Source organism: Pseudomonas migulae (genome assembly GCF_024169315.1).
In the GTDB taxonomy this organism is placed as follows: domain Bacteria; phylum Pseudomonadota; class Gammaproteobacteria; order Pseudomonadales; family Pseudomonadaceae; genus Aquipseudomonas; species Aquipseudomonas migulae_B.
Genome location: NZ_JALJWR010000001.1, coordinates 6,394,700 through 6,421,581, shown reverse-complemented (window position 1 = coordinate 6,421,581; position 26,882 = coordinate 6,394,700). Strand labels below are relative to the sequence as shown.

At 56.9% G+C, this 26,882-nt stretch carries 24 protein-coding genes; 5 read left to right on the top strand and 19 right to left on the bottom strand.

The genetic code is table 11. The annotated features are described in order from the left end of the window. Positions 1 to 186 precede the first annotated feature (186 nt). Entirely contained in the window at positions 187 to 1,611 is a 1,425-nt protein-coding gene (locus J2Y86_RS29620; RefSeq protein ID WP_253439756.1) for an undecaprenyl-phosphate glucose phosphotransferase, read from the top strand. A gap of 23 nt (positions 1,612 to 1,634) precedes the next feature. On the opposite strand, the gene J2Y86_RS29615 is transcribed toward J2Y86_RS29620, so the two are convergent. The 13 genes from J2Y86_RS29615 to J2Y86_RS29555 all read right to left on the bottom strand — a co-directional run bounded on the left by J2Y86_RS29615 (position 1,635) and on the right by J2Y86_RS29555 (position 14,835). Next, positions 1,635 to 2,771 carry a glycosyltransferase 61 family protein gene (locus J2Y86_RS29615; protein ID WP_253439754.1) on the bottom strand — a complete coding sequence of 379 codons (1,137 nt, stop codon included), beginning with the start codon at positions 2,769 to 2,771 and terminating at the stop codon, positions 1,635 to 1,637. Between the two features lie 79 nt (positions 2,772 to 2,850). Next, positions 2,851 to 3,993, bottom strand: coding sequence for a hypothetical protein (locus tag J2Y86_RS29610; RefSeq protein ID WP_253439752.1), 1,143 nt, complete (start codon positions 3,991 to 3,993; stop codon positions 2,851 to 2,853). A 375-nt stretch (positions 3,994 to 4,368) separates the two neighbouring features. Then, the gene (locus J2Y86_RS29605; protein ID WP_253439750.1) at positions 4,369 to 5,103 is read right to left on the bottom strand and encodes a WecB/TagA/CpsF family glycosyltransferase; all 735 of its coding nucleotides are present in this window, start codon (positions 5,101 to 5,103) and stop codon (positions 4,369 to 4,371) included. Beyond that, positions 5,103 to 6,290 carry a glycosyltransferase family 2 protein gene (locus J2Y86_RS29600; protein ID WP_253439748.1) on the bottom strand — a complete coding sequence of 396 codons (1,188 nt, stop codon included), beginning with the start codon at positions 6,288 to 6,290 and terminating at the stop codon, positions 5,103 to 5,105. The genes J2Y86_RS29605 and J2Y86_RS29600 overlap by 1 nt, the downstream gene beginning before the upstream one ends. After that, the gene (locus J2Y86_RS29595) at positions 6,287 to 7,489 is read right to left on the bottom strand and encodes a glycosyltransferase family 4 protein (protein ID WP_253439747.1); all 1,203 of its coding nucleotides are present in this window, start codon (positions 7,487 to 7,489) and stop codon (positions 6,287 to 6,289) included. The genes J2Y86_RS29600 and J2Y86_RS29595 overlap by 4 nt, the downstream gene beginning before the upstream one ends. 12 nt (positions 7,490 to 7,501) lie before the next feature. Further along, positions 7,502 to 8,491 (bottom strand): DUF535 family protein, encoded by a 990-nt coding sequence (locus J2Y86_RS29590; protein WP_253439745.1) that lies wholly within the window; start codon positions 8,489 to 8,491, stop codon positions 7,502 to 7,504. Between the two features lie 7 nt (positions 8,492 to 8,498). Further along, a complete protein-coding gene (locus tag J2Y86_RS29585) occupies positions 8,499 to 9,476 on the bottom strand; it encodes a glycosyltransferase family 2 protein (RefSeq protein WP_253439742.1) in 978 nt (325 codons plus the stop codon). Positions 9,477 to 9,481: 5 nt separating this feature from the next. Further along, entirely contained in the window at positions 9,482 to 10,033 is a 552-nt protein-coding gene (locus J2Y86_RS29580) for a serine O-acetyltransferase (protein ID WP_253439740.1), read from the bottom strand. 8 nt (positions 10,034 to 10,041) lie between these two features. Beyond that, positions 10,042 to 10,998: a glycosyltransferase family 2 protein gene (locus J2Y86_RS29575; protein ID WP_253439738.1), complete on the bottom strand. Its 957-nt coding sequence runs from the start codon at positions 10,996 to 10,998 to the stop codon at positions 10,042 to 10,044. Beyond that, positions 10,995 to 11,606 (bottom strand): acyltransferase, encoded by a 612-nt coding sequence (locus J2Y86_RS29570; protein ID WP_253439736.1) that lies wholly within the window; start codon positions 11,604 to 11,606, stop codon positions 10,995 to 10,997. The genes J2Y86_RS29575 and J2Y86_RS29570 overlap by 4 nt, the downstream gene beginning before the upstream one ends. Positions 11,607 to 11,681: 75 nt before the next feature. Beyond that, positions 11,682 to 13,145 (bottom strand): GMC oxidoreductase, encoded by a 1,464-nt coding sequence (locus tag J2Y86_RS29565; RefSeq protein ID WP_253439734.1) that lies wholly within the window; start codon positions 13,143 to 13,145, stop codon positions 11,682 to 11,684. Then, entirely contained in the window at positions 13,142 to 13,336 is a 195-nt protein-coding gene (locus tag J2Y86_RS29560) for a hypothetical protein (RefSeq protein WP_253439732.1), read from the bottom strand. Before J2Y86_RS29560 ends, J2Y86_RS29565 begins: the two co-directional genes overlap by 4 nt. 122 nt (positions 13,337 to 13,458) lie before the next feature. Beyond that, complete coding sequence (locus tag J2Y86_RS29555) at positions 13,459 to 14,835, bottom strand: oligosaccharide flippase family protein (RefSeq protein WP_253439730.1); 1,377 nt, start codon at positions 14,833 to 14,835, stop codon at positions 13,459 to 13,461. A gap of 95 nt (positions 14,836 to 14,930) precedes the next feature. Here J2Y86_RS29555 and J2Y86_RS29550 point away from each other — a divergent pair, with 95 nt between their 5' ends. Genes J2Y86_RS29550 through galE form a run of 3 tightly spaced genes read left to right on the top strand, consistent with a single transcriptional unit; the run spans position 14,931 to position 20,101 of the window. Continuing rightward, positions 14,931 to 16,457: an O-antigen ligase family protein gene (locus J2Y86_RS29550; RefSeq protein WP_253439728.1), complete on the top strand. Its 1,527-nt coding sequence runs from the start codon at positions 14,931 to 14,933 to the stop codon at positions 16,455 to 16,457. 5 nt (positions 16,458 to 16,462) lie between these two features. Then, positions 16,463 to 19,078, top strand: a complete 2,616-nt coding sequence (locus tag J2Y86_RS29545; protein ID WP_253439726.1) for a cellulase family glycosylhydrolase — start codon at positions 16,463 to 16,465, stop codon at positions 19,076 to 19,078. Positions 19,079 to 19,123: 45 nt separating this feature from the next. After that, a complete protein-coding gene (gene galE, locus J2Y86_RS29540; protein WP_253439724.1) occupies positions 19,124 to 20,101 on the top strand; it encodes a UDP-glucose 4-epimerase GalE in 978 nt (325 codons plus the stop codon). Between the two features lie 43 nt (positions 20,102 to 20,144). Here the strand turns inward: galE and J2Y86_RS29535 are convergent, their stop codons facing one another. The 6 genes from J2Y86_RS29535 to J2Y86_RS29510 form a co-directional block, all read right to left on the bottom strand. Beyond that, positions 20,145 to 20,933 carry a CpsD/CapB family tyrosine-protein kinase gene (locus J2Y86_RS29535; protein ID WP_253439722.1) on the bottom strand — a complete coding sequence of 263 codons (789 nt, stop codon included), beginning with the start codon at positions 20,931 to 20,933 and terminating at the stop codon, positions 20,145 to 20,147. A gap of 11 nt (positions 20,934 to 20,944) precedes the next feature. Further along, a complete protein-coding gene (locus J2Y86_RS29530) occupies positions 20,945 to 22,510 on the bottom strand; it encodes a GumC family protein (protein ID WP_253439720.1) in 1,566 nt (521 codons plus the stop codon). A gap of 21 nt (positions 22,511 to 22,531) precedes the next feature. Then, complete coding sequence (locus tag J2Y86_RS29525) at positions 22,532 to 23,650, bottom strand: hypothetical protein (RefSeq protein ID WP_253440499.1); 1,119 nt, start codon at positions 23,648 to 23,650, stop codon at positions 22,532 to 22,534. A gap of 26 nt (positions 23,651 to 23,676) precedes the next feature. Further along, positions 23,677 to 24,234 carry a polysaccharide biosynthesis/export family protein gene (locus J2Y86_RS29520; RefSeq protein WP_253439718.1) on the bottom strand — a complete coding sequence of 186 codons (558 nt, stop codon included), beginning with the start codon at positions 24,232 to 24,234 and terminating at the stop codon, positions 23,677 to 23,679. Positions 24,235 to 24,597: 363 nt separating this feature from the next. Further along, positions 24,598 to 25,095, bottom strand: coding sequence for a hypothetical protein (locus tag J2Y86_RS29515; RefSeq protein WP_253439716.1), 498 nt, complete (start codon positions 25,093 to 25,095; stop codon positions 24,598 to 24,600). 281 nt (positions 25,096 to 25,376) lie between these two features. Next, the gene (locus J2Y86_RS29510; RefSeq protein WP_253439714.1) at positions 25,377 to 26,204 is read right to left on the bottom strand and encodes an AraC family transcriptional regulator; all 828 of its coding nucleotides are present in this window, start codon (positions 26,202 to 26,204) and stop codon (positions 25,377 to 25,379) included. A gap of 134 nt (positions 26,205 to 26,338) precedes the next feature. Here J2Y86_RS29510 and J2Y86_RS29505 point away from each other — a divergent pair, with 134 nt between their 5' ends. Then, positions 26,339 to 26,857 carry a carboxymuconolactone decarboxylase family protein gene (locus J2Y86_RS29505; protein WP_253439711.1) on the top strand — a complete coding sequence of 173 codons (519 nt, stop codon included), beginning with the start codon at positions 26,339 to 26,341 and terminating at the stop codon, positions 26,855 to 26,857. The last annotated feature ends 25 nt before the right edge of the window (positions 26,858 to 26,882 follow it).

The window sequence follows — 26,882 nt, the reverse complement described above, 5'->3', positions numbered from 1 at the left end:
AATGTTTGCACAGTGGTGCTAAAGTGATAGCACCCGTCTCCGTCTCACCGGTTTTACACATTTGAGGGTAGATACCTGTCACAAGTATGAGTAGCTTGTCGGTGACGCCGAGGCTCTCAAGCGAGGGCCGCCTTGACCTGAACCCCGTCATTATCGAGCGCAAGGGAAAGCAAATGAGGTCTGAAAATGATTTTTGAGCCCAACAGTACCCGCTCCGTTCTACAGCGAAGAAGCAGCACCAGTATCGTTATTCAGGCCGGTCTCGATTGTGTTGCGGTCACCGGTGTCGCGTGGTTTTTGATCAATTATCATATCGGCTTCATTTCGCAAGACTACGTCATCATGCTCCTGCTGCTGCTTGGGGCATTGGCCGTGGTGTACGACCACTACGCTATCTACCGCAGCAATGTCGGATTCACCGTCAAAGCCTTCAAGCTTCTGAAGGCGTGGACCGCGACCTTTGGATTTCTAGTGGCCATGGCGTTTCTGACCAAGACAAGCGAACAGTACTCGCGACTACTGGTTGGGGAGCTATTTGTCCTTGGCTATTTCGCCCAGTTGTTCTTGCACCTTGCCACTCGGGAAATGCAGAAGAAGTTTCTGGCTCATTCGACGCAACTGGAAAATTCGCTGATCATTGGCTCGGGCGAGCTGGCCAGCTACCTCCACAAGAAAATCAGCAATAACCCCTGGCTCGGCGAACGCATCGTCGGCTGTGTGTTGATTGGTCCGGACGATGACTGGGCAAAGGAAGGCCAGGAAGGCGCACCCCGTCTGTCGATACTGGGCAATATCTCTGATCTTGATGAGCTGGTTGTCAAACATGCCATTCGTACCGTCTATTTCGTCACCCCTGTCGGTGGCTCCGAAGTTATCCAGAAGGTTTATTTAAGCCTGTTCGACAAACACGTCAGGGTTAACTGGGTGCCTGACATTTTCGCCTTGAAGTTGATCAACCACAGTGTTCGCGAGATTGCCGGCATTCCCGTGCTGACCTTGTCCGAAACACCGCTGATGGGTATGCGACTGTTTCTGAAAAATCTCGAAGACAAGGTCGGGGCTTTTCTCATCCTGCTGTTTGCCGCGCCAGTGCTGGCGCTTGTCGCCCTTGCGATCAAGATCGATAACCCCGGCCCGGTGTTCTTTCGGCAGCAACGCATGGGGTGGAGTGGCGAAGTTTTCCGGATCTGGAAGTTCAGAAGCATGGTGGTCCATCAGCCATCGGACGGCACCGTCAAGCAGGCGCAAAAGAATGATCCACGGGTGACCAGGGTGGGCGCCTTTATTCGGAAAACCAGCCTGGATGAGCTGCCGCAGTTGTTCAACGTGTTGATGGGAGAAATGTCGCTGGTAGGCCCTCGCCCGCACGCGATTCAACACGACGTGCAGTACTCACCCGATGTCTCGGGCTACTTTGCGCGCCACAACATTAAACCTGGCATCACCGGCCTGGCTCAGGTACGTGGTCTTCGCGGCGAAACGAAAGATATCGAACAAATGATTCGGCGAGTCGATTCGGATATCGAGTACATCAACAACTGGTCGCTCTGGCTCGACTTCATCATTCTTTTACGGACGGTATCTGCCTTCTCCGGCAAACAAGCCTACTAGTCGGACATGAGTAAAGGCGAGGTTCATGCCTCGCCGTACGATGACGGAAACAGATCCAGCGTGCGCTCGACTTCATCGGGATCGATAGTAAAACCGCTTCCCGCTGGCGTACCGACCACAAAACCAAAGTTCTGCCGGTCACGGTCGGTCAGGTACTTGAAGAAACAGACGAAACGATCCGGCGGCTGCAAAACCAGCAGCGAGCCACCCGGGGGAAGCACATTGACCCCATGGATAAGCTGACTCCCCTCGATCCCTATCACGGTTCTTGCCCCCGCACAGGCGGCGACAATGGTTGGAACATCGGAGGTCGCCGGGTCGAGAATGCGAAAGCCTCTACGGTCACGCAGACGCTCCGCAAGCGCCCTCTCATTGCGCAACAATCGCAACTCACCCTTGCCACCTCGCAGGATGAACACGCCTGGATGAGCGCTGGCGTTGACGTGTGACAGCAGTTTTTCACCCATCGCCCGGAAACGCAGGTGCTTGTGCCGGTTTTGGCTCAGGTCGTCAAAGATCACCAGTTCACGAAAAAAAGCATTACGTAAACGAACGGGCCTCATGTCCAGCCAGTTCTCGTAACCGGGGGCGTGAATGATGCCGTTCCTGGCGATGGAAACATTATCGGCACAGGGCGCCGTGGTCACCGGGATCCCTTCGTCGCTGGCCAGTCGATACGTTAAACAATCATCCATCAGCCAGGTGCCGAACCATTTGTTTCCCCCCGCCGTGCAATACAACGCGCCGCGATCGATTTCGTTTTCTACGCGAATGCCCGGTAACCGGCCAGAACCAGGGGTCAACCACGATTTGGCATTGCCTTTGTAGAGCGTGCCATCGATCAGCCAGACATCCTTCAACAAGTAACCCCGGGTCGGGTTATGTTGCACACGACCGACCCCTTCCATGGTGCGTCGAGGATGCTCGTGAGGATAAAAAAGCGCCTCGGCCCACCCCGTCACACGCTCGAGCTGATTGGGCAGGTAGAAAGCAGGCGGCGCGATCGCGGTTTCGCCCGGGGCAATTTCCCAGGTTTTCACGGCCTGGCTCTGCAGGGGTAATGAGGGCGTCCGTGTGATGCATGTATGAAAAAGGTGCTTGTAAGCAGCAAGGCTCCACTTTGATTGGCCGCCAAGGGTCAATGCATTAAATTGAGACATAGGCACCCCATCCAGATATGGACAAACAGCAACTGGCGTTCTTTATCGAAACTGACGTTCTCTAAACACAAGAATGTGTTCAGGTGGATACGACACTTTCCAGAACAGGGGGTGACTTCAAATGCGTGTAACGGCTACGCAGGGTATCGAGAAGTGCTTCTCCGGGCACCCTTGAACAATGGATATATACCTTGAAAAGTCCACCAAAGCCCATTTCGCGATATCGGTGCGCAACTTCCTCGTCACTCGGCCCTTCCGGCAACCCGAGATGAAGTGTCAGGTGCTTGCCCTCTACAGCAAATAGCGGCGCCTCCCAGAGAAACTGCGCGGCACCTGTTTTGGGCAGTTGAACAAACAGATAGCCGTGATTACCCAGCGTATCGACATCACCGCCGCGTCGTCTTTTCCATTCGAGAAGTCCGTCGTCCGGGCGCGCCAGGCAAGTGCCGATATCGTAATAGTCAAAACCATTTTCAATCGCCCATTCAAGCGCCATGAACGTGGTAATGGAGTTGACTTCACGCAACTTCTTTGTATCCGAAAACACTACATCGGGATAACCGAAGCGCACGGTACTCCAATAACGCTTCCCTGCCCGCGTGACTACGCAACCAAGATGGCATGCAACAATCTGGTCTTCCAGCAGCACCAGATCGAGTCGCCCAGCGACTTTTGCCACCCGTTGAACTTCGTGCGCTTCAATTTGCGAGGCGGCCGAACCATGTCGAGCCGCGGCATAGGGTTGAAGCATTTCCCGGTCTGCGACTTCAATCTCGTCATCGTTCAGCGCTTGTTTCATGCGGTAGCGCAGACGGTTCTTGCGCAGGTTCCGGCGCAGCTCGGTGTTGTATCTCGCGGTGATCTCGTCGATTGACCTGCTCAGTGGCACGACAGCACTCAGGTACTGAGGCACATACAAGGCACCCGGGGTCGGTATTTCACTGACCAACACTGTCCGGTCTGACTTGCCCAACTTCAATTGAGCATCAACAGCTTGAGATTGAACGCCCAGTAAAACCTTCACAAACTCCCGCTGTGTTTTCCTGCCCGCGTAGAGAATGTCATAGGCGCTGTCTTCCCGCAGTTTGAACCTGACAATTTCCCAGCGCCAAAAACAGGCTCGACCAAGAATATCCCGTAGCCAGGCGACAACGTTCCTTAGCTCGAATCGCACCGAAGGAGTCAATAACTGACGTATTAATTTCGCTATATATTCTTTCATTTGGTTATCAGCACAATTCAAGGAAGGGCCATTTGAGTTTCAAATCAATAAAACAAAGACTCGAAATGAAAGCGTGACAACTAAGCACATTATCCAAACTGTGCGGATATTACAGTCTCGATACAATCCGCCATCCACTTTGAGCCTGCCACCCTCCTTCTTGCGAAAAACTCGCAACTCCTTCCCTGAAACTCAAGATTTCTTGACAACATTTTGTTGACGCCAATCTTAATGAAGCAAATAACCCAAAGCACACCCGTCAAGTCGAAACTTCAACCTGAGTAAAGGTGCAACGCCGAAGTTTTGCAAGATATTTCAGACGCTGTTTTTATGGCGCCGGAAAAGCTTCAGTGAGGGATCAAAAGAACTGTTACGTCAGGCTTGCCTGAAGATCAAAGTACGCAATAAAAACAGCGGATTACCCATCACATAACGACGGAACAGTCGCTTTGGCTCAGTGATGAGTCTGAACACCCACTCGCAACCGATACGACGCACCCACTGTGGAGCGCGAGTCACCTTGCCGCCGAGAAAGTCCAGGATCGCCCCGCCGCACACGACCAGACACGGCACACCACTGTCGGCCAGCCTGGCAGCGACGGCTTCTTGCTTGGGCATGCCCATGCCCAGCACCACCAGTTCCGGCTGAAACTCCCGGGCAAGGTCAATGTAAGTATCCACGGGTGCGAAGCCATGGTGAGCAGAGACGACATTGACCGCAAACTGCGCTTCGCTCTGCCGCACGGCATTGGTTAGAAAAGGTTCTTCAGTCCCCCAGAAAGCCACGCGCCGGCCTTTGTACGCGGCCAGCAGTTTGGGGATGAAATCAGTACCATTCATGTTCAGCCCCGGTTCCAGACCGAGGCGACGAAACAGGATGGCCAGGCCGGAGCCATCCCGCAGCAGCACGTCCGCCGAGAGCAGCGCGGTGTGGTAATCGGTATTGATTGCCACCAGGTTCATGGCATGGGCATTGGCGAATCCGAGCACGGTCGTCGCGTCCGGCCTGGACAGCACCTCAATCAATCGTTGCTCATCATCAACGTCGCTGACCACCCTGAGTTTGCGGGTAATGGTTTGCCAGCGGTGTTGCCAGGACGAAGCGTGCATTAGTTATCGTCCCTCTTCGACCGCACCCACTCGACCTGTCGCTTCAGCACGAAGCCGATGTACAGGGGGATTTTTTTCAACGCGTAGAACGGTGCATATAACAAGGTCGAAAAAGCGATGATCTCGCGACCGAAACGGCTCCACGCCAGCAGGACAGTCCCGCCCAACAGGATCATCCCGACCGAAGCGATCACTGCGGGCGCCAATGCTCCGCCCAGCAAAAACACCAGCCATGACAGGATGAAGGCTGCGACCAGAACCAGCGTCAGCAACGCCAGCGGTGGCACCAGCAAATCCAGGGTCATGGCCAACAGACTCCCGTTACGCCGGGTGATCGCCTCCACCATCAACTTGGGCGCATCCCCCAGGATGACGCCCAGATGACCATGTTCCCAACGCTTGCGCTGGATACTCAAGCCTTCGTCACTGCGCGGAAAATTACTGGTCACCAGTGCATCGGGGCAAAACAAGGGCGGCTTGCCGCTTCGACAGAAATCAAGGCCCATCTTCAGATCTTCGACGATATGGCCGCTGGCGAGGTCGATCAACGCCAAGTCCTTCCAGACGAAAGCCATCCCCGAGCCCATTAATGAACACGGCAAACCCAGCCGGGCCCAACCTTGCGGCCGCACCCGGTTTTTCACACACCAGGCAAACTCGGCCAGCTGCACTTTCAGCCCGGAACCTGCCGGAGCATGCATCAGATACAGGGCCTGAACCGGCCGCCCAGCGTCGATGCAGCGCACTGCCAGGCGCTCGATCGAGCCTTCACTCACCAGGGAATCGGCATCGACGATGATCATGACGTCCGGCGCATCGCTCGCCAGATGACGCACCCCGAAGTCCAGCGCATACCCCTTGCCACGCTGCTGCGCATTGCTGCGCTCCACCACCTCGGCACCCGCCGCGCGGGCCAGCGCCGCTGTGTCGTCGGAACAGTTGTCCGCCACCACCAACAGACGATCGCCTTCCTGTAGCTGCGGCCGAATGCTGTCCAGCGTCGCAACGATGAGTGAGGATTCATTGTGCGCCGGCACCAGCACCGCCACCCGCGGCCGCGGTCCCGGTGTCGACGAACGTGACCGCGCAGGCAGACAGGCCAGCAGCACCTGGGCAGACAACACCAGCACCGGCAGGACGATGAGCACCAGCAGTGCACTGAACAGCCAACCCAGTAACGTGATCATGCTTGCGCCTTGAATAAATCAGCCAATCTGGCTGCTTCGGTATCGATATCGTGGCGTTCCACCACCCGCTGCCAGGCTGCTTCGCCCATTCGCTGCAACGCCTCGACAGGTTGCGCGAGGCAGTCCGCCATCGCCGCCGCCAGCGCCTCCACTTCGCCAGCAGGAAACAGCCAGCCGTTCTCACCCTGGCGCACGAGCTCGGGAATGCCCGCCACATACGTCGTCAACACCGGTCGGCGCAAGGCCATGGCTTCCATGATGACCACCGGCAAACCCTCGGCAAAGCTGGGCAGTACCAGGGCCCGCGCGGCAAGAATTTCCGTACGCACCTGGTCGCTGCTGATCCAGCCGGTGATTCGCACCTTCGACTGCAAACCATGCTGTGCAATGAAGGCTTCGATTTGCCCGCGCATCTCCCCATCGCCGGCCAGTACGATCTCGAACTCTACGCCTTGCACAGCCAGGATGCGCGCGGCCTCCAGCAACAGCAACTGGCCCTTTTGCTCACACAAGCGACCGACGCAAACCAGACGCGGCACGGACGGCACGGCAACGGGCGGCACATCGTGAAACGTCCGCTCCAGGCCGCAATGCACCACTTTCACCTTGGCCCAGTGCGAATGATCCACCCAGCGAAACAACTGGCTGCGGCCATAAGAGCTGATCGCCGCGACAAACGCCGCGCGCCGTACTTTCTCGCCCAAATGAATGAACTGCGGTTTGTCGAACTCTTCCGGCCCGTGCACAGTAAAACTGTACGCTGGCCCGCCGAGTGCGTTGGCCAGCATGACCACCTCGGTGGAGTTGGTGCCGAAATGCGCATGCACATGCCTGGCGCCGAACGCCTGTAACCAAATCAGCAAGCGACAGGCTTCAAGCAAATAAACCACGTGATACGGCCAGGCGCGATCAGCACGCCGGCCCATGCGTAACGCCAGCCACAGTGTCGAAAAGAAGCGTCGCGGCTGGGCGCGCAATACCTGCAACGCGGGGCCTATCAGCCCTTTGACTCCGTCCTGCAATACATACCGGGTTTTATCCCGTTCAGACACGTCCTCGGCATCCACCAACTCGGCGTCCCAGCCACGTAGCGCGATACGCTGGACCTCGAAACCCTGACGCTCCACCGCCAGAATCTCGCGACGAATGAAGCTATGGCTGACCTTGGGGTACTGATTGATGAAGTAAGCGATGCGCATAGGAACCCAGGCTCAGTTGTCGTTGCGGAGGGTTATTGCTGCAGGTGATTCCACTGTCGTACGGCTATCAGGAATGTCACACCGCTTGCTGTAACTGGCTGACAAAACACTGTCTATCTTTCTGAACGTGTCATCCAGAAGCTCATAGCGTCGGCGGTACATGGCACGTTTTTTTGCAACAATACTGTCGAGCGGTTTTCTGGACGGTTCCATGGGAATCTCGAAAAAGTCCTCGCGCTCTGAAGGCGTCGCGCCGTGCTCCAACCAGATCACGTCGTAATTTGCCGCCAGATCCTGAGATTTTTCAGCACCAAAATACGGATGACGATGGTGGCGATACCCATCCCCTACCGCATGGATTTTTTCGACACCGAGGTTCGTGGCAAGGTACTTGATCACTTCAATAAGGAAGCTTCTTGGTCGCAAGCCTTCAAAATCCTTTGTCAGGTCCCTGTAGATACTCAACGACAGATCACTCTCCACGCCTTTGTGTATCCCTTGGACGGCGCCGATGAACATACATAACTCATTGTCGGTGCGGCACAAGGTGAACGCGATGGATGCAATACGCAGCTCACCCTGAAACAAATTCAGTACCAGCTCCCCTTCACGCATGAACCACGTCGGACGATCCAGCACCAGGAAACAACCCGGGGAGAATGCCGACAAGTCACTCAACACCAGACTTTCGTTTCGCCCGAAAAGCAATAATTGCGGGCAGCTTGTTGTGATGACTTCGTAATGCGAAGCCAGCACGCCCAATCGATCCTGAGCGCTCCAGTTTTTACTGATGTAGGGCCAATGAACGACACCGATACAATCAATTCCCAACTTCTCGACCCCGGACTTGCCCAGGGCGTTCGACATGCGCCCCAAAAACACATTGAGCCCCGACCAGTTCTGTCCAATCAAAACCAATAATTTCAGCTTGTTTTTCAGGGCTCTTAACGAATAGCCCGCGTGCAAGGAAAACACGCTCTTCAATAGCAGCCAATTATTCATGGACGTCTCACTTGTATTCGATCAACGCGGTTTTGCCGGTGCCGAATCTGTTCAGAAGAAACTTGGCTTGTCCGAGCATCTCGGGAAATTTTCCCAGCACGAGAAATAAAGCCAGCAGCCAGTTTTCCCGGGGGGATCTATCGCCCCGGCGAGCCAGGCGCACGACTTGCAAGGGGTAGACCAGCAGCAAAAGCAGCCCGGACCATCCCACCATCAACATCGCGATCACCGTCGCCAGCGGCACACCCAGGCCCCAGAACCAGGCACGACGCGATTCCCGCAGCCAATGTTTCTCCGGTGCAGCCCCATGCAAAAAAGCACCTTCGGCAAAGGCATGACCGCCACGTAATGTACGCCGCCACCACTGGCCGAAGCGGGTCATGGCCGCATCGTGCAAGGTCATTTCCTCAGCCAGACGCCAGACCTTCCATCCATTCGCCCGCAGGCGCACACACAATTCGGGTTCTTCTCCGGCGATCAGGTCCGCTCGAAACCCGCACGCTTCGCTGAAGGCATCAGCCCGCATCAACGCGTCGCCACCACAGGCCTTGGCTTCACCTACCGGCGTGTCCCATTCCAGGTCACACAGCAAGTTGTAAATCGAGCGCTGCGGAAAACGTTCGCGGCGCCGTCCACAGACCACCGCCACTTCAGGCCGGCCATCGAGAAAGGCCTGTGCCCGGGTCAACCAGCCTTCGACTACCTCGCAATCACCGTCGACGAACTGTACGTAACGAATGGCCGGCAGCAGTCGTTGCAGGCGGGCAAATCCCTCATTGCGCGCACGCGCCGCCGTAAACGGGATCGACATATCCAGCTCGACCACCTCGACCCCGAGCGCCTTGGCCATCTGCACCGAATCGTCCGTTGAACCCGAGTCGACATAGACCACCTGCTCTGCCGCACCGACCAGCGAAACCAGGCAACGCTCAAGTCGCAGGCCTTCGTTGCGACCGATAACAATGACCCCCATGCCGATCGCCATGGGGTTCACTTGGCGTCGCAGTCGGAAGTGTCCAGGGAGGACGCTGTTGCTTCTGCAGGCTGCCTTCTCTTGATAGTGGCGGGCACGCCCACTGCCACCGAGTCATCCGGAACATCGGTCAGCACCACGGCATTGGCACCAATCACGACATTGTTGCCAATGCGGATATTGCCCAGCACCTTGGCCCCGGTGCCGATATCAACGTTATTGCCGAATACCGGGGCGATCGGATCATTGACATTCTTCAGCCCCACGACCACGCCATTGCGGATCCGGCAATCATCACCGAACTGTGCGTACCCACTGATGATGATGCCGCCGAAGTGATCGATGACAAAGTTGCGTCCGACCACGACTTCACAAGGCAGCTCGATGCCCGTGAGAATCTGCACCAGTTTGTAGAGCACTTTGTAGATAAAGGAGAGCAGCTTGCGCAAGAGCGCCGGACGCACGCCGTAGCGCCAGCGTCCGAAGCGATAAACCACCATCACCCAGAAACCCTGAGCCCCCCAATCACCCGCGTATGCACGCAAGTCCGCACGTATGTTTTCGAACATGAATGGCTCTACCGTGTTGGTTGGGTAGCGAATTTGGTCTCGCGCAGCAGCGCAAAGGTGGCACGCGTATGTTGCCAGCACGCGCCGATGGCGGCTCGGCCGCGACCTTTCAATAACGCCTTGAGCGCCAGAATCAGGTCGCCCAGGCACACCAGAAACATATGCAGGGCCAGACCGGGCAGACCGTGGTGCTTGCGGAAATACAACAGTTCGCTTTCGATCTGCATCTTGGGTATCTGTCGACTGACCGCATTGAGCTCGACAACCGTCTTGGCACTTTCACCACCGATATGCACCACCGTGGTGTCCGGGTAATACACCACTTTCCAGCCGGCCTGCTTGACGCGCTTGCAGTGATCGACCTCCTCGTAATAAAGGAAGTAGCGCGGATCGAACAAACCCACCTGGTCGATGACTTCCCGGCGGATCAGGTAATAGCAGCCAGGTACCCAGTCGCACTCACGGACCGAGGCGTGATCCCAGTCCATGTCATCCACCCTCTTCACCACGGGGAAAAACCGTTCAAGCCCGGTACGCGAGAGGAACACATTCAGCGGGGTCGGAAAGAAGCGACACGAAGGTTGCAGATCACCTTCCCGGCCGACCAGCCGAACGCCGAGGACACCGCAATCCGGGTGAGCCTCCATGTAATCGAGCGTCTTGTTCAGGGTGTCCGCAGCAACGAAAGCATCGGTGTTGATGAGCAAGGCGTACTTGCCCTGCAGGTGTTCAACGAGTTGATTGTTGGCACGACCAAAACCCACGTTTTTTTCATTGGCCAGCAGCAACGCTTCCGGACAAACATTTTCCAGGCGCTCCAGGGAGTTATCGGCCGAGGCGTTGTCCACGACCAGATAGCGCGTGGGATCCGCACTGTTGGGTTGGCGCAATGCATCAAACATCGGCTGCAACAGATTCGCGGTGTTGTAGTTGACCACCAGCACATCAAGGGGAGTACGGGTCATTTAGGTGACTCGCCAAAAAAGTATTCCACTCGCATTTCCATAAGCGCCGACTCCAGACTTGGATCATAGCTACCGGTGCGCTCTCTGATGAGGTCCATCCACGGATAGTCGTTGCAACGCGCCTCGAATTTTTTCATCAGGTCTTCAACGGTGCAAAAAACTCTCGCTGGATTGCCCCCGACCACGACACCCGGCGGGACATCTTTCCTGATGACAGCACCTGCGGCGACAATTGAACCCGGACCTATGGTCACGCACGGCATGATGATCGCACCGTGCCCGATAAAACAGTTGTCACGGATGTCGACGGGGCCGACAGAATCAAGTTTTACGTTGTAGAGAGTGGAGAAGAAAACGGCTCCATCGTGACAGAACAGGGTGCAATCCGATAAAGCGATGTTGTTGCCGAGGCGCACCAGCGAAGGGTCAGCGATATTGCAACCGACATTGATCCACACATTGCTGCCGACGGAATGCAGCGATCCCCAGCGCGCCAGATATCGAGCCCACTCGAACCCGTCAGGATTACAAAACCGTTTAAAGATCCAGCGCCCCCGCCCCGTTTTGTTGACGAAAAAACTTACAGCACGCCTTGCCAGCCTTATCATCCTGTCAGCCTCACAAATCCTGCGATTCTCATCCGTGCCAGAGCCAGAAACACCCTGGTTTTTTTGATTGTAGTATCAGGAATACCTGCCCGCCGGGCCCGCTTGATGATTAAGATGGTCTGCCAGCCTCAGGGCAAGCTGCAAAAGAGGCATGGTCGGATTGCTCGCACCGGCTGTAGCGAAAACGCTGCTGCCCGCGACGTAAAGATTATCGGTGCCGAACACTTTGCAGTTCTCGTCGACCACTCCGGATTCGGGTGTCGAGGCCATCCGTGTGGTTCCCATATGATGCGCGTGGGGCGCCACTTTCAGGGGCACAGCGAGGTCATACACGTAGTCATCGAGCTTGACGAAGCCCAGCCCCGTGTCGGCAAAACACTTCGCCACCTCCATCCCTATGCACTTGATGGTATGTCTGTCTTCGAGTGTCACTTCCCAATTGATGCTGACCTTGCGCATCCCCAATGCATCCCGTTCATCGTGCAACGTGAGGCGGCTGTTTTGATTGGGAAACTGTTCGATCAGGGTGGTAATCACCCCGTCCCCGGGACAATTGAACCGGGTAATGAAATCGATCTTGTGCGCCACCCCGGCATCGCAGGCGAGGTTCTCCAGAAAATCCTTGATGGCCGCCATTCGCCCGTAGGCCTGCACTTGCGCCAGGAGTGATGCAGACACATTCCCTTTGCCTGACTGATATTGCGCTACAAACGCGTCGGTCGTGAAGTACTGTCGAGGTTCGGTACTCTGCCCCTCTTCCAGGATGAAAGTCCCCAGGTCGAGGTTCAGGTGCTCCATGAAACATCTGCCGACCAAACCGTCCTTGCTGACGACACCCGCGGATGCAAGCGACTCACTGTTCATCAGCTGCCTGGCATTCTCGATGGCGCCCGTTGCCAGAATGAACTGTTTTGCCGTCACTCGCTCCCGGTGCCTGTCGTAATCCGACACAACGATGGAGGCGATGCGGCCGGTCTTGCCATCAAACTCAAGATCGACGCAGTTGCAATTGATGAAGACATCAAGCCCCTCGGTCTCTTGGAGTTCCTTGGCGTATTTTTGTGCAAATCGCGTCGGCGGGCTCAGCAGAAAACGGTCCGCTACAAAGTCGTTGCCATCCATGGAGGCATTGATGGCCTTGAATCCCGTATCAGACGGGAGATCCACAATGGCCATGGCCGCTGGCAGATAACGCTCGATCTCGGAGAATGCGATGGGCCAGCCGGGCAGTTTGATGGGAGGCGCAATGTCAAAATCTGACTTCTCGAAGGGCCGGCAACGCCCCGCCCAGTGGTTGGATGTGCCGCCAAGAAAGCGCAGACGTGTTTCTTCCGCGTAGACATTCATCCCTGTCGAGGGGCAGTTATAGAGGGTTTGCGAGGGCTGCGAATACTCGTGCCCCCCGCCCTCGATCAGCAGCACGCGACGTCCACCCCCGGCCAGGCGCAATGCCAGCGTGATGCCCGCCGGCCCGGCCCCGATGATGCAAAAGTCATAGCGGTCGCGCAGTTCTTTCTGCGATTGGTAATCTTTGATCATGTGCGCGTTTGCCGAAAATACTGGGCAGGCAACACCCAGCCGTTGACCACGACAAACCCGTTTTTTTCAGAAGAAGGCGGAGCAAGGAGTGAGGACAATCCAAATGTCATCCCCCCAAGACTCAATACGGCAAACGCCTGGAGGAAGTCTCTGCGCCCCATCACAGAGGTATTCAAATCAAGTCCACTCATGATTCAAAGCCCCACGACATTAAGTTTGCGTTTGTATTTTCAGCTACACAGCGAACCCCATCACTCCCCAAAAGGATGACGTTCCGCCAAGGCGTTGAAAGCAGCAAGTGACATCGATCAAATCAAAGCCATTCGGCAATGCCCAGCACCAACTCCCCGCACAACACTCCGACCAGCAACATTGGCAGCACAACCAGCTCACGCTTGAGATCGAACAGCCCTATACGACAGTTCACGTAAACAATTAGCACAAGTGTAGGAAACGTATGCAGCGCGACACCCCAAATGGCGTATTTCACCCCGCCAATGGCCAGCAGCACCGGCAGCAACACCCATAACGAGACGGCGCGGATGATGTTATCCATGGCCTGGTACTTCGTGAGTCCCAGCGCCAGCCACGCTTGATGCGCGATGCCATAGCGCAAGGTGAAGAAAGACACTGAAAGCACGGCCATCATGCTGCCGGCCTCGGCATAACGCTCGTCGTATAACCAGTGGATGATCAAAGGACTGATGACCCACAACAGTCCGGTGATAAACAGCAAGGCGATGTCGACAATCAGTTTGAAGCGGTCATACAAAGAGCGCAGCCGCACGGTGTCATTGCTTCTTGCCGCTTCGCCGAAGGCTGGCAACGCCACGGCGCCAACCAGCCTCTGCACACCGAGGGTAATAGCCCCCAGAATCAGCACGGCAATGGAGTAGACACCCAGTTCGGCGGCCGACATGCTGCCGCCGAACCAGATGCGATCGCCATTCATGGCCAGTACGCCCACTGCCGAAGACAACAATATCCACCGGCCGAAGACGACCAGCTCCTGGAGCGCACTACGATCCCACAACAGACGGTTAGGCGGACCCGGAAACCAGAAATGCCCCAGAAGCAGGCTGACCAGAGCGGAGACCAGACCCGCCCCCACCAGCGACCAGATAGACCGGGTGAAGTAACCGATCACCAGCATCACCAGCAGGCCGGCAATCTGGGACGCAAACTCGGCGAGCACGACTTTCTTTTGCTGGAATGAGCGAACGGCCACGTCGACTTTTGTCGACTGAAAACCATAGATGATTGCGGAGAAACCGGTAATGGCCAGCACCAGCGGCAACTCGGGTGCACCATAGGTGGATTCGGGCGACCACAGTTGGATGGCCTGCGCAAACCAGGCGAAGCCTGCGATCAGAAGTGTCGTGGCAAACAGGACAAAACCGCGCACGATCTGCACGGTCCACACGGTATTGAGAAATACCGGGTCGTCACCCCGCGGGCTCTGGATGATGTTCTGGCGCAAGCCGACATCGGAAAGCAAATGGATGATCACCGAAACGGTGGTGGCGATGATCATGATGCCGAACATCTCTGGCATCAGCAGGCGAGCCATGATCAGGTTGCCGCCCAGGCGCATGGCCTGAGACGTGACCAGTGCCCCGAGATTCCAGGCTCCGGCGAATATCGCTCGCTTGCGCAGGCTCAACGATGGCGATATATCAACTGAAGGCATAACATCAATCCCGGACTCTGTTGCACGAACGTTACTATAGCCGCAATCAGGCAATCCACTATGCTTCGCTCACCATTCAATAAGTGCATTAATTCATGCCTGAGCACATTCGCGCGCTAATCGTCATTCTGGTCCTCGCCGGCACCGTTTTTGCTCTTGCCCGTCGACCCGCAAAGGACCTGATTCCGTACAACGACTTCACACGGCGCCGCAACCTGTGGTTCGTCTTGACCCTGCTGGTTTTTTTCGCGCACAGTTTCTGGGTGTATGCAGCCGTTGCCGCTGTGGTGCTGACGATCGCCCGAAAACGCGAGCGCAATCCCATAGCGCTGTTTTTCATGTTGCTGTTTATCGTGCCGCCGGCGTCGGCGCAGATTCCCGGCATGGGCATCATCAATTATTTCTTTGATCTCAACCACATCCGGCTGTTGTCCCTGTGCGTTTTGCTTCCGGCATTTTTCGCGCTGCGCAGGCGAGCGGACACCTTGCCTTTCGGGCGCACCTGGCCTGACAAGCTGTTGGCCGGCGGCCTTGCGTTGACGAGCCTGCTGTTGCTGCGCGAAACCACGCTCACCGACACGTTGCGCCAAACCGTCTACATGTTCATCGAAGTTTTCCTGCCTTACTACGTTGCCAGCCGGGCCCTGAAAGACATCAACGATTTCAAGGACGCCCTGTTGGCCTTTGTCCTTGCCGCCATGGTGCTGTCGATTATCGGGCTCTTCGAATTTGCCCGCAGCTGGCTGCTCTACAGCGCGCTGACCGACGCCCTGGGCATGCAATGGGAAATGTCCGGCTACTTGAGCCGTGGCGGTTCATTGCGCGCGAGCGCCACCACTGGCCAGGCCATTGCGCTGGGGTTTGTCATCAGCGTCGCCCTCGGCCTGTACCTGTTTTTGCAGGAAGGTGTGCGCAGCAAGTTCCAGCGCCGGCTTGGCGGTCTCTTGCTGGCTGGCGGATTGTTCGCGCCGCTGTCGCGCGGTCCCTGGATCGGCGCCGTCGTCATGATCACAGCGTTCATCGCCACGGGTCGCGGCGCTGCCAAAAAATTGATGCTGCTGGCGCTCGCCGCGGTGCTCGCCCTTCCATTGCTGGCCATCGTGCCGGGCGGGCACAAAATCCTGGACCTGCTACCGTTCATTGGCACTCTCGAAGTAGAGAACATCACGTACCGGCAACGTTTGTTCGATAACGCAATGATCGTTATCCAGCGCAACCCCTTGTTTGGCGCTTTCGACTTCCGCAACACGCCGGAAATGCAGTCCATGATCCAGGGCCAGGGCATCATCGATATCGTCAACACCTACATCAACGTGGCGCTGCAGGTCGGGTTGGTCGGGTTGACGCTGTTCGTGGCTTTTTTCGTCACGGTTCTGCTGGGCATCCGCAAAGCGATGCGCTCGTTTCCCGACAAGGATGACGAGACACGCCGGCTCGGACGCGCGCTCCTGGCGACACTGGCCGGGATTATGGTGACCATCGTGACCGTCAGCAGCATCACGTTCATTCCCGTGGTGTATTGGTCGGTGGCCGGGCTGGGTGTTGCCTATGCCCAGATGGCTCGCAAGCTCAAGCACACGTCGAACGCAGTCACTGCGAGCGCCCACCTCCAACTCCGGTAATGCCAATGACCACTTTGTCTCGCCGCACTCCGATGCTGCTTCTGGCGCTCTTGTGCGTTGCCATCTGGCCGTTCAGGACCTGGGCGTCGGAGTGGGTCGCCAGCGTCGATGAACTCAGCGGTCTGCCGGTGCTGACGCGCGGCGGCAGCCCTGTGTTTGCCTCAAAATTCACCTTCTGGGGGAGTAACTGGGACTGGACGTCTTTCGGCACCCGGTTCAAGGTTGACGCCCCCTACAAATACACCCTGGAAGGCCAGAACAAGGAATTGGACTTCGACCTGGCGACGCAGATCCAGAAGAAAGACGAGCAGACGCTGACCTGGGACTTTGACCTGGATGCACACAGCGTGAAGTCGGGCGTGATGGGTGGGGGTATCGTCTTCAATTTCGCCCCGACCCTTTTCGACGGAGAAATGGGCAAGCCGGATTTGCTGCCCGGTAACCGCGGCTGGTCGTGGGGCAACGCACAAGGTCGACGCATCGAGATGCGTTTCGAGCCGGCACTGGCGAGTGTGTACTTTGAGCCCGGCAGTCCATCCGAGGTGCGTGCTTTTTTCTACAAGGGCTCAATCAAGCCCGGTCGACAGAATATCAAAGCCACCTTGAGCATTTCCGGTGACGTGACGCTCGGCCCCACCACGACCGAACGCTTCGGCCTCACGGACCCGAAGAGCTGGCCAGATGACAAGGTCGACATCAAGACCTCGCCGGTCGATCTGTCCTTTCTCAACGCTGATGAAAAACCTGCGGGCAAGCGCGGCTTCGTCAAAGCCTCCGGCGAACAACTGCTGTTCGCGGACAACACCCCGGCGCGTTTCTGGGGCACCAACATCACGTCCTACGCGCTGTTCCGAACGTCCGACGATGCAATCAAGCAACAAGCCAAACGCCTGTCGGCACTCGGTTTCAACCTCGTGCGACTGCACCACCATGACTCGCCCTGGGTCAGCCCGAATATCTTTGGCGACCGCGACCAAACGCATGACACTCAGCAACTCAGCGCAGAATCGCTGAAAAAAATCGACTGGTGGATCAAGTGCCTGAAAGACGAAGGCATCTATGTATGGCTCGACATGCACGTCGAGCGAGCCCTGATGGCGAAGGACAACATTTTCGGCTTCGACGAGCTGCCAAAAAACGAACAGAACAACGCCAGCCTCAAGGGCTTCGCGTATGTAAACCTCACTATCCAGCAGGCAATGAAACGCTTTGCCGAAGCCTACATGACTCACGTAAATCCCTTCACCGGCCTCGCCTATAAAGATGATCCGGCAATCGCCGCCGTGCTGATCACCAACGAAAACGACGTCACTCAACACTTTGGCAACGCCCTGTTGCGAGACAAGGGCGTCCCCAAGCACTGGGAGCTCTACAAGAACCGGGCCGATGCCTTTGCCAGCCAGCACAATCTATCGGCAGGGCTCACCTGGCGCTCGTGGGAGCATGGCCCCTCCAAGCTGTTCCTTAACGATCTGGAACAGAATTTCAACGTAGAGATGATTCGGCATCTGCGCGAACTGGGCGTGAAGGTGCCCATCGCCACCACCAGCAGCTGGGGCGGTGACGGCCTGAGTTCCTTGCCGGCCCTGACGTCTGGCGACGTCATCGACGTTCATAGTTATGGCGGCTCCGGGCAACTGGAGAAAAACCCGCTCACCAGCGAAGGCATCGTCGACTGGATTGCCGCCGGCCAGGTCACCGGCAAACCGCTGACCGTCACCGAGTGGAACAACGAACCGTTCCCGACACCCGATCGCCACTCGTTGCCACTCTATGTCGCCGGCACCGCCAGCCATCAGGGCTGGGACGCGCTGATGCAATATGCTTACAGCCAGCAGCCGCTCGACGGTGGCTGGGTGACGGCTGACAACTGGCACGCCTATAACGATCCGGCCATGCTGGCCACCCTGCCCGCCGCCGCCCTGCTCTATCGTCGCGCCGACGTCAGCGAAGCCAACACCACTTACGTCTTTGCACCGACACCGGACACCCTGTTCAACAAACCCGTTTCTCCGGCCAATTCTGTTTTTTTGCGCACGGCCATGGAGAAAGGCAAGCTGCAAATCGCCATGCCGCACACGCCGGAATTAACCTGGTTGCAGCCGGGCGTTATCCCGAGCAATGCGAAGGTGTTTCATGACCCTGACCAGTCGTTGCTGGACGCCAATGCCAGCGAGTCCACGACCGATACGGGTGAGCTGAAACGCAACTGGAAACAAGGCATCTACACTGTCAATACGCCGCGCACCCAGGCTGTCACCGGCTGGATCGGCGGCGAGTCGATCAGCCTCGGCAACATCCAGGTCCAAGTGAAGACCGCCAATGCCAGTGTGGTGGTGCAAAGCCTGGACGCCGCGCCTGTGGGTCGATCGCAGAACCTGCTGATTTCCCTGGGCACTCGCGCCATCCCCAAAGATGACGACAAAACGCCTTTTTATGTCGAGCCGCTCGAAGGCACGCTCAGCATTCAGGGACCGCCAGGCCTGACGCTGTTCACACAAGGTACGCTGGCGCAAATGAAGAAGTTGCCCACGACTTACGTTGACGGGCGCTACACGATCAAGTTCGACGGCGTGCAGGCTTTCAATTGGTTGTTTTTGAGAAAAAACGCTGCTCACTGACGGTACAATCCGCGTTTGCACAGCAACAATTTCCAGGAGGACAGGATGAATTTTTTGGTGGTCGGCGGCGCAGGTTATATCGGCTCGCACATGGTCAAGCATCTACTGCGCGCAGGCCACGAACTGGTGGTAGCCGACAATTTCTCCACGGGGTATCGCGACGCCTTGACCGGCGGAAAACTGGTTGAACTGGACATCGCCGACGCGCACGCCCTGGACGCCTTGTTTGCCGCACACCGCTTCGATGCCGTGTTCCACTTCGCCTCGTTCATACAGGTTGGCGAATCCGTCACTGAACCGGCCAAGTATTATCAGAACAACCTGGCCGCCACGCTGACGCTGCTGCAAGCCATGGTTCGCGCGAACATCAAGCACTTCGTCTTTTCCTCGACGGCCGCTGTTTATGGCGACCCGGTGTATGTGCCCATCGACGAAGAACATCCCAAGGCGGCGATCAACCCCTATGGTCGCAGCAAGTGGATGGTGGAGCAGGTGCTTGAAGATTTCGATCGCGCGTACGGATTGAAGTCGGTTTGCCTGCGCTACTTCAACGCCGCCGGAGCAGACCCGGAAGGACAGCTGGGTGAACGCCATGAGCCGGAAACCCACTTGTTGCCACTGATCCTGCAAGCCGCCTCCGGTCGGCGCGCGAGCATCACCGTCTATGGCCGCGATTACGACACGCCTGACGGCACATGCATTCGCGACTACGTACACGTTGCCGATCTGGCGGCCGCTCACGCACTGGCCGTGGATTACCTGGTGGCCGGCGGTGCAAGCACGGCGTTCAACCTCGGCAATGGCCACGGATTCTCGGTACAGGAAGTGATAGACACGGCGCGGCGTGTCACCGACCGGGCAATCTCCGTCAGCGATGCGCCACGCCGTGCGGGTGATCCACCACGCCTTGTGGCGGATCCCCAAAAGGCCCACGCGCTACTTGGCTGGCAACCGCAATTCGCTTCGCTGGAACAGATCGTGACGCACGCCTGGAGCTGGGAGCAGAAGCATCCCTGGCAGTGAAGTCGGCGCTGGCCGCTAGCGCCGATCGCTTGAGGATGACGCGCTAGTAGTAAGAGCGGTTTTGCGGCTCGGCTTTGTTCAACACTGTACCAATCAGATTCGCCCCACCCAGTAGATGCAGGCTTTCCTCGATCTCTTTCCTGCTGTTCAAACCGTTGGCGACGATGAGCAGAACACAGTCGAACTTGGGCAAGACGTTGATCGCATCATCCGAACTCAACAATGGCGGCAAGTCGGCAATCACGATACGTGAGCTGTAGCGCTCGCGCAGGTCGGTAATCAAATGACTGATCTTGGGCGATGACAACACTTCGGTGGAGAGCGGAACCGCCTCACGCGTCGGCAGGACCACAAAGCGTGGCAAGGTCGGATTGACCAGCACCTCTTGCAGTTCCGCTTCATTTTCAAGGTATTCGTTGAGCGATTTCTCCATCGGCAGCCCCAGATAGGCGCCCACCCTTGGACGACGCAAATCGAAGTCCACCAGCAACGCCGTCTTGGTGGTGTGATGCGCGATGCTCATTGCCAGGTTGATCGCTAGTACTGTCTTGCCGGCCTCTGGTGTCGGCGAGGTGATGGCGAGTGTACGCCAGCCATTTTCTTCCATGACTTTCAGAACTTGCGTACGCAGCAGATCGAACGCCCCGCCCATGTTCGAGTTCTTGTTGTACGCCACAATGCGATTGCGCTCGAGGTGATCCGGCCGCAAAGGTACAACTTTGGTTTGCACATAACTGAGCGCATTCAGACCTGAAGAATGCGCGGTGGACGTCAAGGCTTTTGAAGAGGTCTCGGGCTCGGTGTTTTCGGTATCGGGCTTGATAATTTCCATGTCTGTATTCCTTATGCAAACCGGCCCAGCGTTTTATACGCCAGCTGATCCAGAGGCATGTAGAGGAAGTGCACGAGCACCAGAAGGATCGCGAACAGCACGATTCCACACAGGATCAGGCGCGTTCGCCACTTCTTGCGGCGCTCCAGTTCGGCCATGGTGTGAATGTAGGGAATGGAAACCAGTACGCGTCTGCCGAGCACACTGGCCAGGGCTTCAGCACCGCGCACGCGCGAACTCATCATCTCGAGAAGCATCACCAGTGCGCCAGCGCCCACCGGGGCAAGCACGAAGCCCATGGCGACCACTTTCTTGCGGTTCGGCCGAACCGGCTTTTCAGGCATCAGCGGCGCTTCCAGGAGTACAAAGCGCTCCGCCTTGTTTTCCTGTTCCAGGCTTTCGGAAATTCTCGCGTTCATCTCTTTGGCGCGCATTTCCTCATATTTCTTTTTCGCGTTGTCATGGTCGCGCATCAGCGTGATCAGGCCGCGCTCGACTTGAGGCATTTCAATAATCTGCGCTTCGTATTCGGATATTTTCTGCTGCGTCTGCTGCCTCTGATCCGCCAGTGACCGGATACGCGCCTCGGTGGCAGCTATCCGCGCCTGAGCTTTCGCTACATCCATATTGACGGGCACTGCCGCACTGCCCGCCACCGTCTTGTTCGCTTCAAGTGCGGCAATCTTGCGTTTCACGGCACGCACATCGGGGTGGGCATCGGTATACAGCGTCTGCAACCGGGCGTACTCCACCTTGAGGCTGCCCAGATCCTGCGGTTTGTCAGCCGCTGCACCCGTTGCTCCAGGCTTGGTCGCTACGCCGGTGTTGGCGGCGACAAGCTCCAACTCGTTGAAACGCAATTCCTCACGGGCAGCCTTGTAGTCACGGTCGACCTCTTTGAGGTCGGTTTCAGCGCGCGTCAGCATATTCGAGAGCAACTCCCGATTTTCGGGTAACGCGTTGCTGTGCAACTCCTTGAATATCGCCACGCGACTGTCCTGGGCATTCAGGGCAACCTCGAGCTTGTCCGCCTCCTGCTTTGCGAACTCGGTGTTTTCATTGGCGCGCTCGGTGCGCTGCCTGATGTTCTCATTCAGAAACAGCGTCACCAGCTCGTTGGCCACCTGGGTGGCAATCTCTGGCTGGCGGTGCTCAAAGGAAAGGCGAAACGCAATCGTCACTTCCCCGCGTCCCTTGATCGCGGCGCTGACCAGGGTGACGCCAATCGCATTGCGCATCTCATCGATTTTCTCGGAAACGCTCAAGTGCCGGCCTTGAGTAGAGAACAGATTGTATTTGTCGATGATCGCTGCCAGGTTCTCGCGGGTCATCACACGCTGGCGAATGACTTCGATGCGCTCATCGGCAAAGGTGCCGTTGTTTGCCGCGACCAGCTCAGGCGAGATTTGCTGCGACTCGATCAGAATCGTGCCGGAGGATTCAAAGGTGGGCGGGAGTGACATCGCGACCGCGATGCTCACGCCAAGGATCGCAGCGCAACTGACGATCAACAGCACCGCGTGGTGCTTGATGATTGCAATGTAGTCGTTGACCGACATTTCGTATTCAGTAGTCATAGATCATCACAAAGCTGAATTTCAGAGACCGGGATAACTATAAGTCAAGGTCAACCCGACGACATTTGCACTGGCATCCGGCAAGCCGTCCTGCTTGCGTTCTTTGTAAGTGAAGGATAGGCGCGCAATCCAAAAAGGCGAGAGTTCCTGACTGAACCAGGCACTGTAATTGTGCAGGGTGTTCGGCGTTTGCCCTTTGCTGTCTTGCCAATAGGCTTCAAAACCGGTGCGTCGGGTCTCGTCGATGGCATAACTCCATGTGCCTCTGGCGGTATCCGCTTCGACGAAACCACCGTCCCCGCTGGCAACGGTGCTACGAGCGGCGTCGATGCTCGCCTCCACTCGCTCACCGGTATATTGGAACGCCACACCGCCCTGCCCCTTGGGGCCGTCGCCGGTACCGGAAATCTGATTGACGCCCGCATACACCGATCCCTTGAACCGTTCGGAGAGCAGGAAGTTCACGCCTACCGTCGGGGTGTAGCTGTTCGAGGAGGAAGCCGCGGTACCTTCCGCCGGCTCATAGCGCCGAACGCCCAGACGGCTGAACAGCTCGACCTGCTCGTTCCATGCGTAGTTCCAGGTAAAACGGGTCGCCAACTCGTCATAGTCGATCAACGTATCCACGTCGTAAGTGACGTGAGTGTAGTCAGTTTCGTTGATCAGGGTGCTTCGTTCGCTGAGCGCGGTGCTCCAGTTGCCGCCGACCGTATAGAGTTTCTGCGTGCCATCGTCCGCAGACACCACGCCGGTTTCCTGAACCGCGGTGGAAAGCGTCGAGCTCTCTTCATAGCGGGCCGTGAGTCCATAACTGCCCGTTTCGGTTTCGCGCTTCCACCCAAACTTTAATCTGGGATCTTCACGGTCAGACACGATGTCCGTTTCGGACGAGCGCACGACATACACACCGAGGCCGAACTGGAACTCATCCCGTCCGGAAGTGCCGACAAGGGTGTAATCGGGGGCGATGATGGTTCGGGTCACCCCCTTCTCGCCACTCGTCAGCAACAGTGGGTTGCTGTCGTACTCGACAGTCGAGGGCACCGCGATTGCTGATTGCCAGGTAGCCGCATAGGCCATACCCGAGAACGGCAGGATGAGGATTGCCGTGGCAACCCCGGTAGTTCGAAACGCAAGCAAAGTAATCCCTAGTGCATCGCGCAAGGCTAAGGCACAACCAGCGTATCGCCGGCCTTAAGTAGAAAATTGGTGGACATGTCATCGCCGGACATCAACTTGCTGTAGTTGACCCGCAGGATCTCTTGCTTGGTCCCGTTGAGTCGCACGACCTTGATGTCATCCGTGTCGGCGAATTTGTCGAGACCGCCCGACTGGCTCAATGCCTGCAGCACTGACGTTTGACCGGACATGTGCACAGGGCCGGGTTTCACGACCTTGCCCTGCACGTACACGAGATTGCCTTCGGTGCTCGTGACAACAACGCTCACCTGGGGATCGGGTATGAACTTGGTTAGCTTGGCGGCTATTTTCTCTTCCACTGCGGTGGTATCGAGCCCCGCGACATCGACCCGCCCCGCCAGTGGGAAGTTGATGCTTCCATTGGGAAGAACGATCAGATCCTGTTTGAGCTTGTCTTCGCCCCACACAGAAACGTTGAGCTTGTCACCCGGACTCAACAGGTAAGCAGCATCGTTTGCAACGGCATTGGAAATGCTGGGCAGAACAGCCAGCGCGCAGACCACAGGTAACCAGAAACGTAACATCGGGATCCCTCCGCCTAAGTAGCCTTGCCCAGAGTCTCACACAAAATCCCAGGCAAATCACGCTCGCAATTTTTGTCGCTCGGTAACCGCTCAACGAGCATTTTTTCGCGGCTGACGGTGGCCATTTTTCGTCGGCCCGACGTAGCACTTATCTGCAGTGCGGCCTCTAGTGAAGGAAGTTTTTTATTTAACAGTAACTTGTCGTTAAACATATCGCCCCCGATGTTTCTCGCCAAATTAATAGCACTCTGTTCAATAGAGCCCGTCACTCAGCCAATACATCGCCAACCACTAACGCATCAAAGTGAAATCAATCACTAGTGTCAATGCGCCATTCAATCATCAGCAAAAACAAGCTGCTAGCTATACCTTCCGCCGATTGGCGACCATAACGAAACCGAACAATGCGGACGAAAACAACCAGGCAGCCGCGGACAGCGGAACTGCATTGGGTTGATTGGCAAGGGTGTCAGCCGCTCCACTTACAACTGTAGCTTGCGCATCTAAATCTGCCGTGAATTTATCACTAACAAGTTGCGCCATTAATCCGTCACAGGAAGAACTATTGACGGTTGCACCCACCTTTGCGGCAGATTCAATGAGACTGTTCAGTTGATTTTTTGCGGTTTCGACGGCGGAAACATCGCTGACTGAAGCCGGCGCGCCAGAACGGTTGGCAACAGTTGAAGGGGCGCCACCCGGCGCTTCGGCTGCCGCGCCCACTTTTGGCCCAGACGCTGCACAAGAATCGGCTATACGGTTAATTTCATGGGCCAAAATGGTCGCGTGAGCGTTGGCGATGGCCGCACCATTAAAGAGCACACAGAACAAAACGGATTTGAAAACCAGTGATGAACGCATGATGACCGCCTCCCTGCCTACAGGGTTTTCCTGATATCGAATGAAGGATTCGTTACCCAGTTGCTTGGAGACTATAAGCACATCGCCAGCACGTCAATGGTCCGTCACTACAATAAATAAAAATAAAATTTTACGGAGAATGGCGTCAAAATAACGCCAATAAATGCGTTTCACTCTGGCTCCCTCTATCCATATGAAACGGCTCAAGCGTGGGCATCGGGCTTCGTCTGAAGGCTTGAAAACCTGCTTTCGCACCTCGTCGAAAGGCCGGCGACAAAAAACTATCGCAGCGTCCCGTTGCGCATCCATTCTCGCGGACTGACACCGGTCTTGCGCCGGAATGCCCTAGCCAGCGCCGAAGGACTTTCATAGCCCACCTCCTCGGCAATCAGGGCGATGGACTTGCCTTCACGCAAACGCTTCTGCGCCAGGCTGATGCGCCAGCTCACCAGATAGTCAACCGGCGTCTGACCCACCACCTGGCGAAAGTGCTCGGCGAAGCTGGCCCGGGACATGTTGGCCGCCGATGACAATTGCCCCACGGTCCAGGCTTTGCCGGGGGCGTCATGCATCAGGCTCAACGAGCGCGCCAGGCGCGGGTCCGCCAGGCCGGCCATCATGCCGGGGCTGTGCTGATGGTTAGTCAACAGGTGCCGCAGCAACTGGATCACCAACACCTCGAACAGGCGGTCCATCATTGCTTCGCGACCGCAAATGCCGTCGAAGGCCTCGTTGAACAGCCAGTCCAGTGTGCCGGTCATGCTCGGTATTTCGTCGAGCCCCAGCACCAGGTAATCGGGCAAGGCTGCCGCCAGCGCATTGCCTGCACCGCCATCGAAGGTCAGCGAGGCGCACACCAGTTGTGTATCGGACGGCTCAGCGGCAAACAAGCGATGTCGGAAGGGTCGAGGAAAGAAAATCAGGGTTGGCTGGTTGAGCTGGATTTCGCGCTCGTCGGCCAGTTTGAGCGTCAACTCTCCGGCCTGTAGCAAATGAAGGTGCCCACACGCCTGCTCACCGTCAAAACCCGTGGTGCCGCAGAACGTGCCGCTGTGAAAGGTTCCGGCACTGACGCCGAAATGGCTGAGTAACGTGGACAAGCGATCCATGGGCAGGCTCCGAGCGAATATCTGGACGATCTGTCGCATATCCTCGACGATTTGCACCCAATAGACCAGTGCCCGGCAATAGTATGGACTCCGTACCCAGCGCACACCGCGCAGTCATCTACCGGAGATTCACCATGAGCCGTATCAATACCCTGAGCCTTGAACACGCCACCGACGCTACCCGCCCGCTGCTGGAAGGCGTGCAGAAAAAAATCGGTTTTTTGCCCAATGTCTTCAAGACGCTGGCCCATGCACCTGCGGTGCTTGCCTCTTATCTGCAACAGTCGGCAACCCTCGGTAAAACGTCGCTGAGCGCCACCGAGAAAGAAGCGATCTCCCTCGCCACCTCTCAGGTGAATGGTTGCGACTACTGCCTGGCGGCCCACACCCTGTTTGCCGGCAAGGCCGGGTTGTCTGCGCAAGACATCCTCAGCGCCCGTAATGGCCAGCTCAATGCATTCGCCACCCTCGCCCGACAGATCACCGAAAGCCGCGGCCACCTGAGCAGCGAGCAGATCGAAGCGGCGCGAGCGGCTGGCATCGACGACAGCAAGATCATCGAAGTGATCGCTCACGTGGCGTCGCAGACCCTGACCAATTACCTCAACAACGTCGCCCTGACCGACATCGACTTTCCGGCGATCGATGCTTGAACAGACTTTCAATTCGGGAGTACCG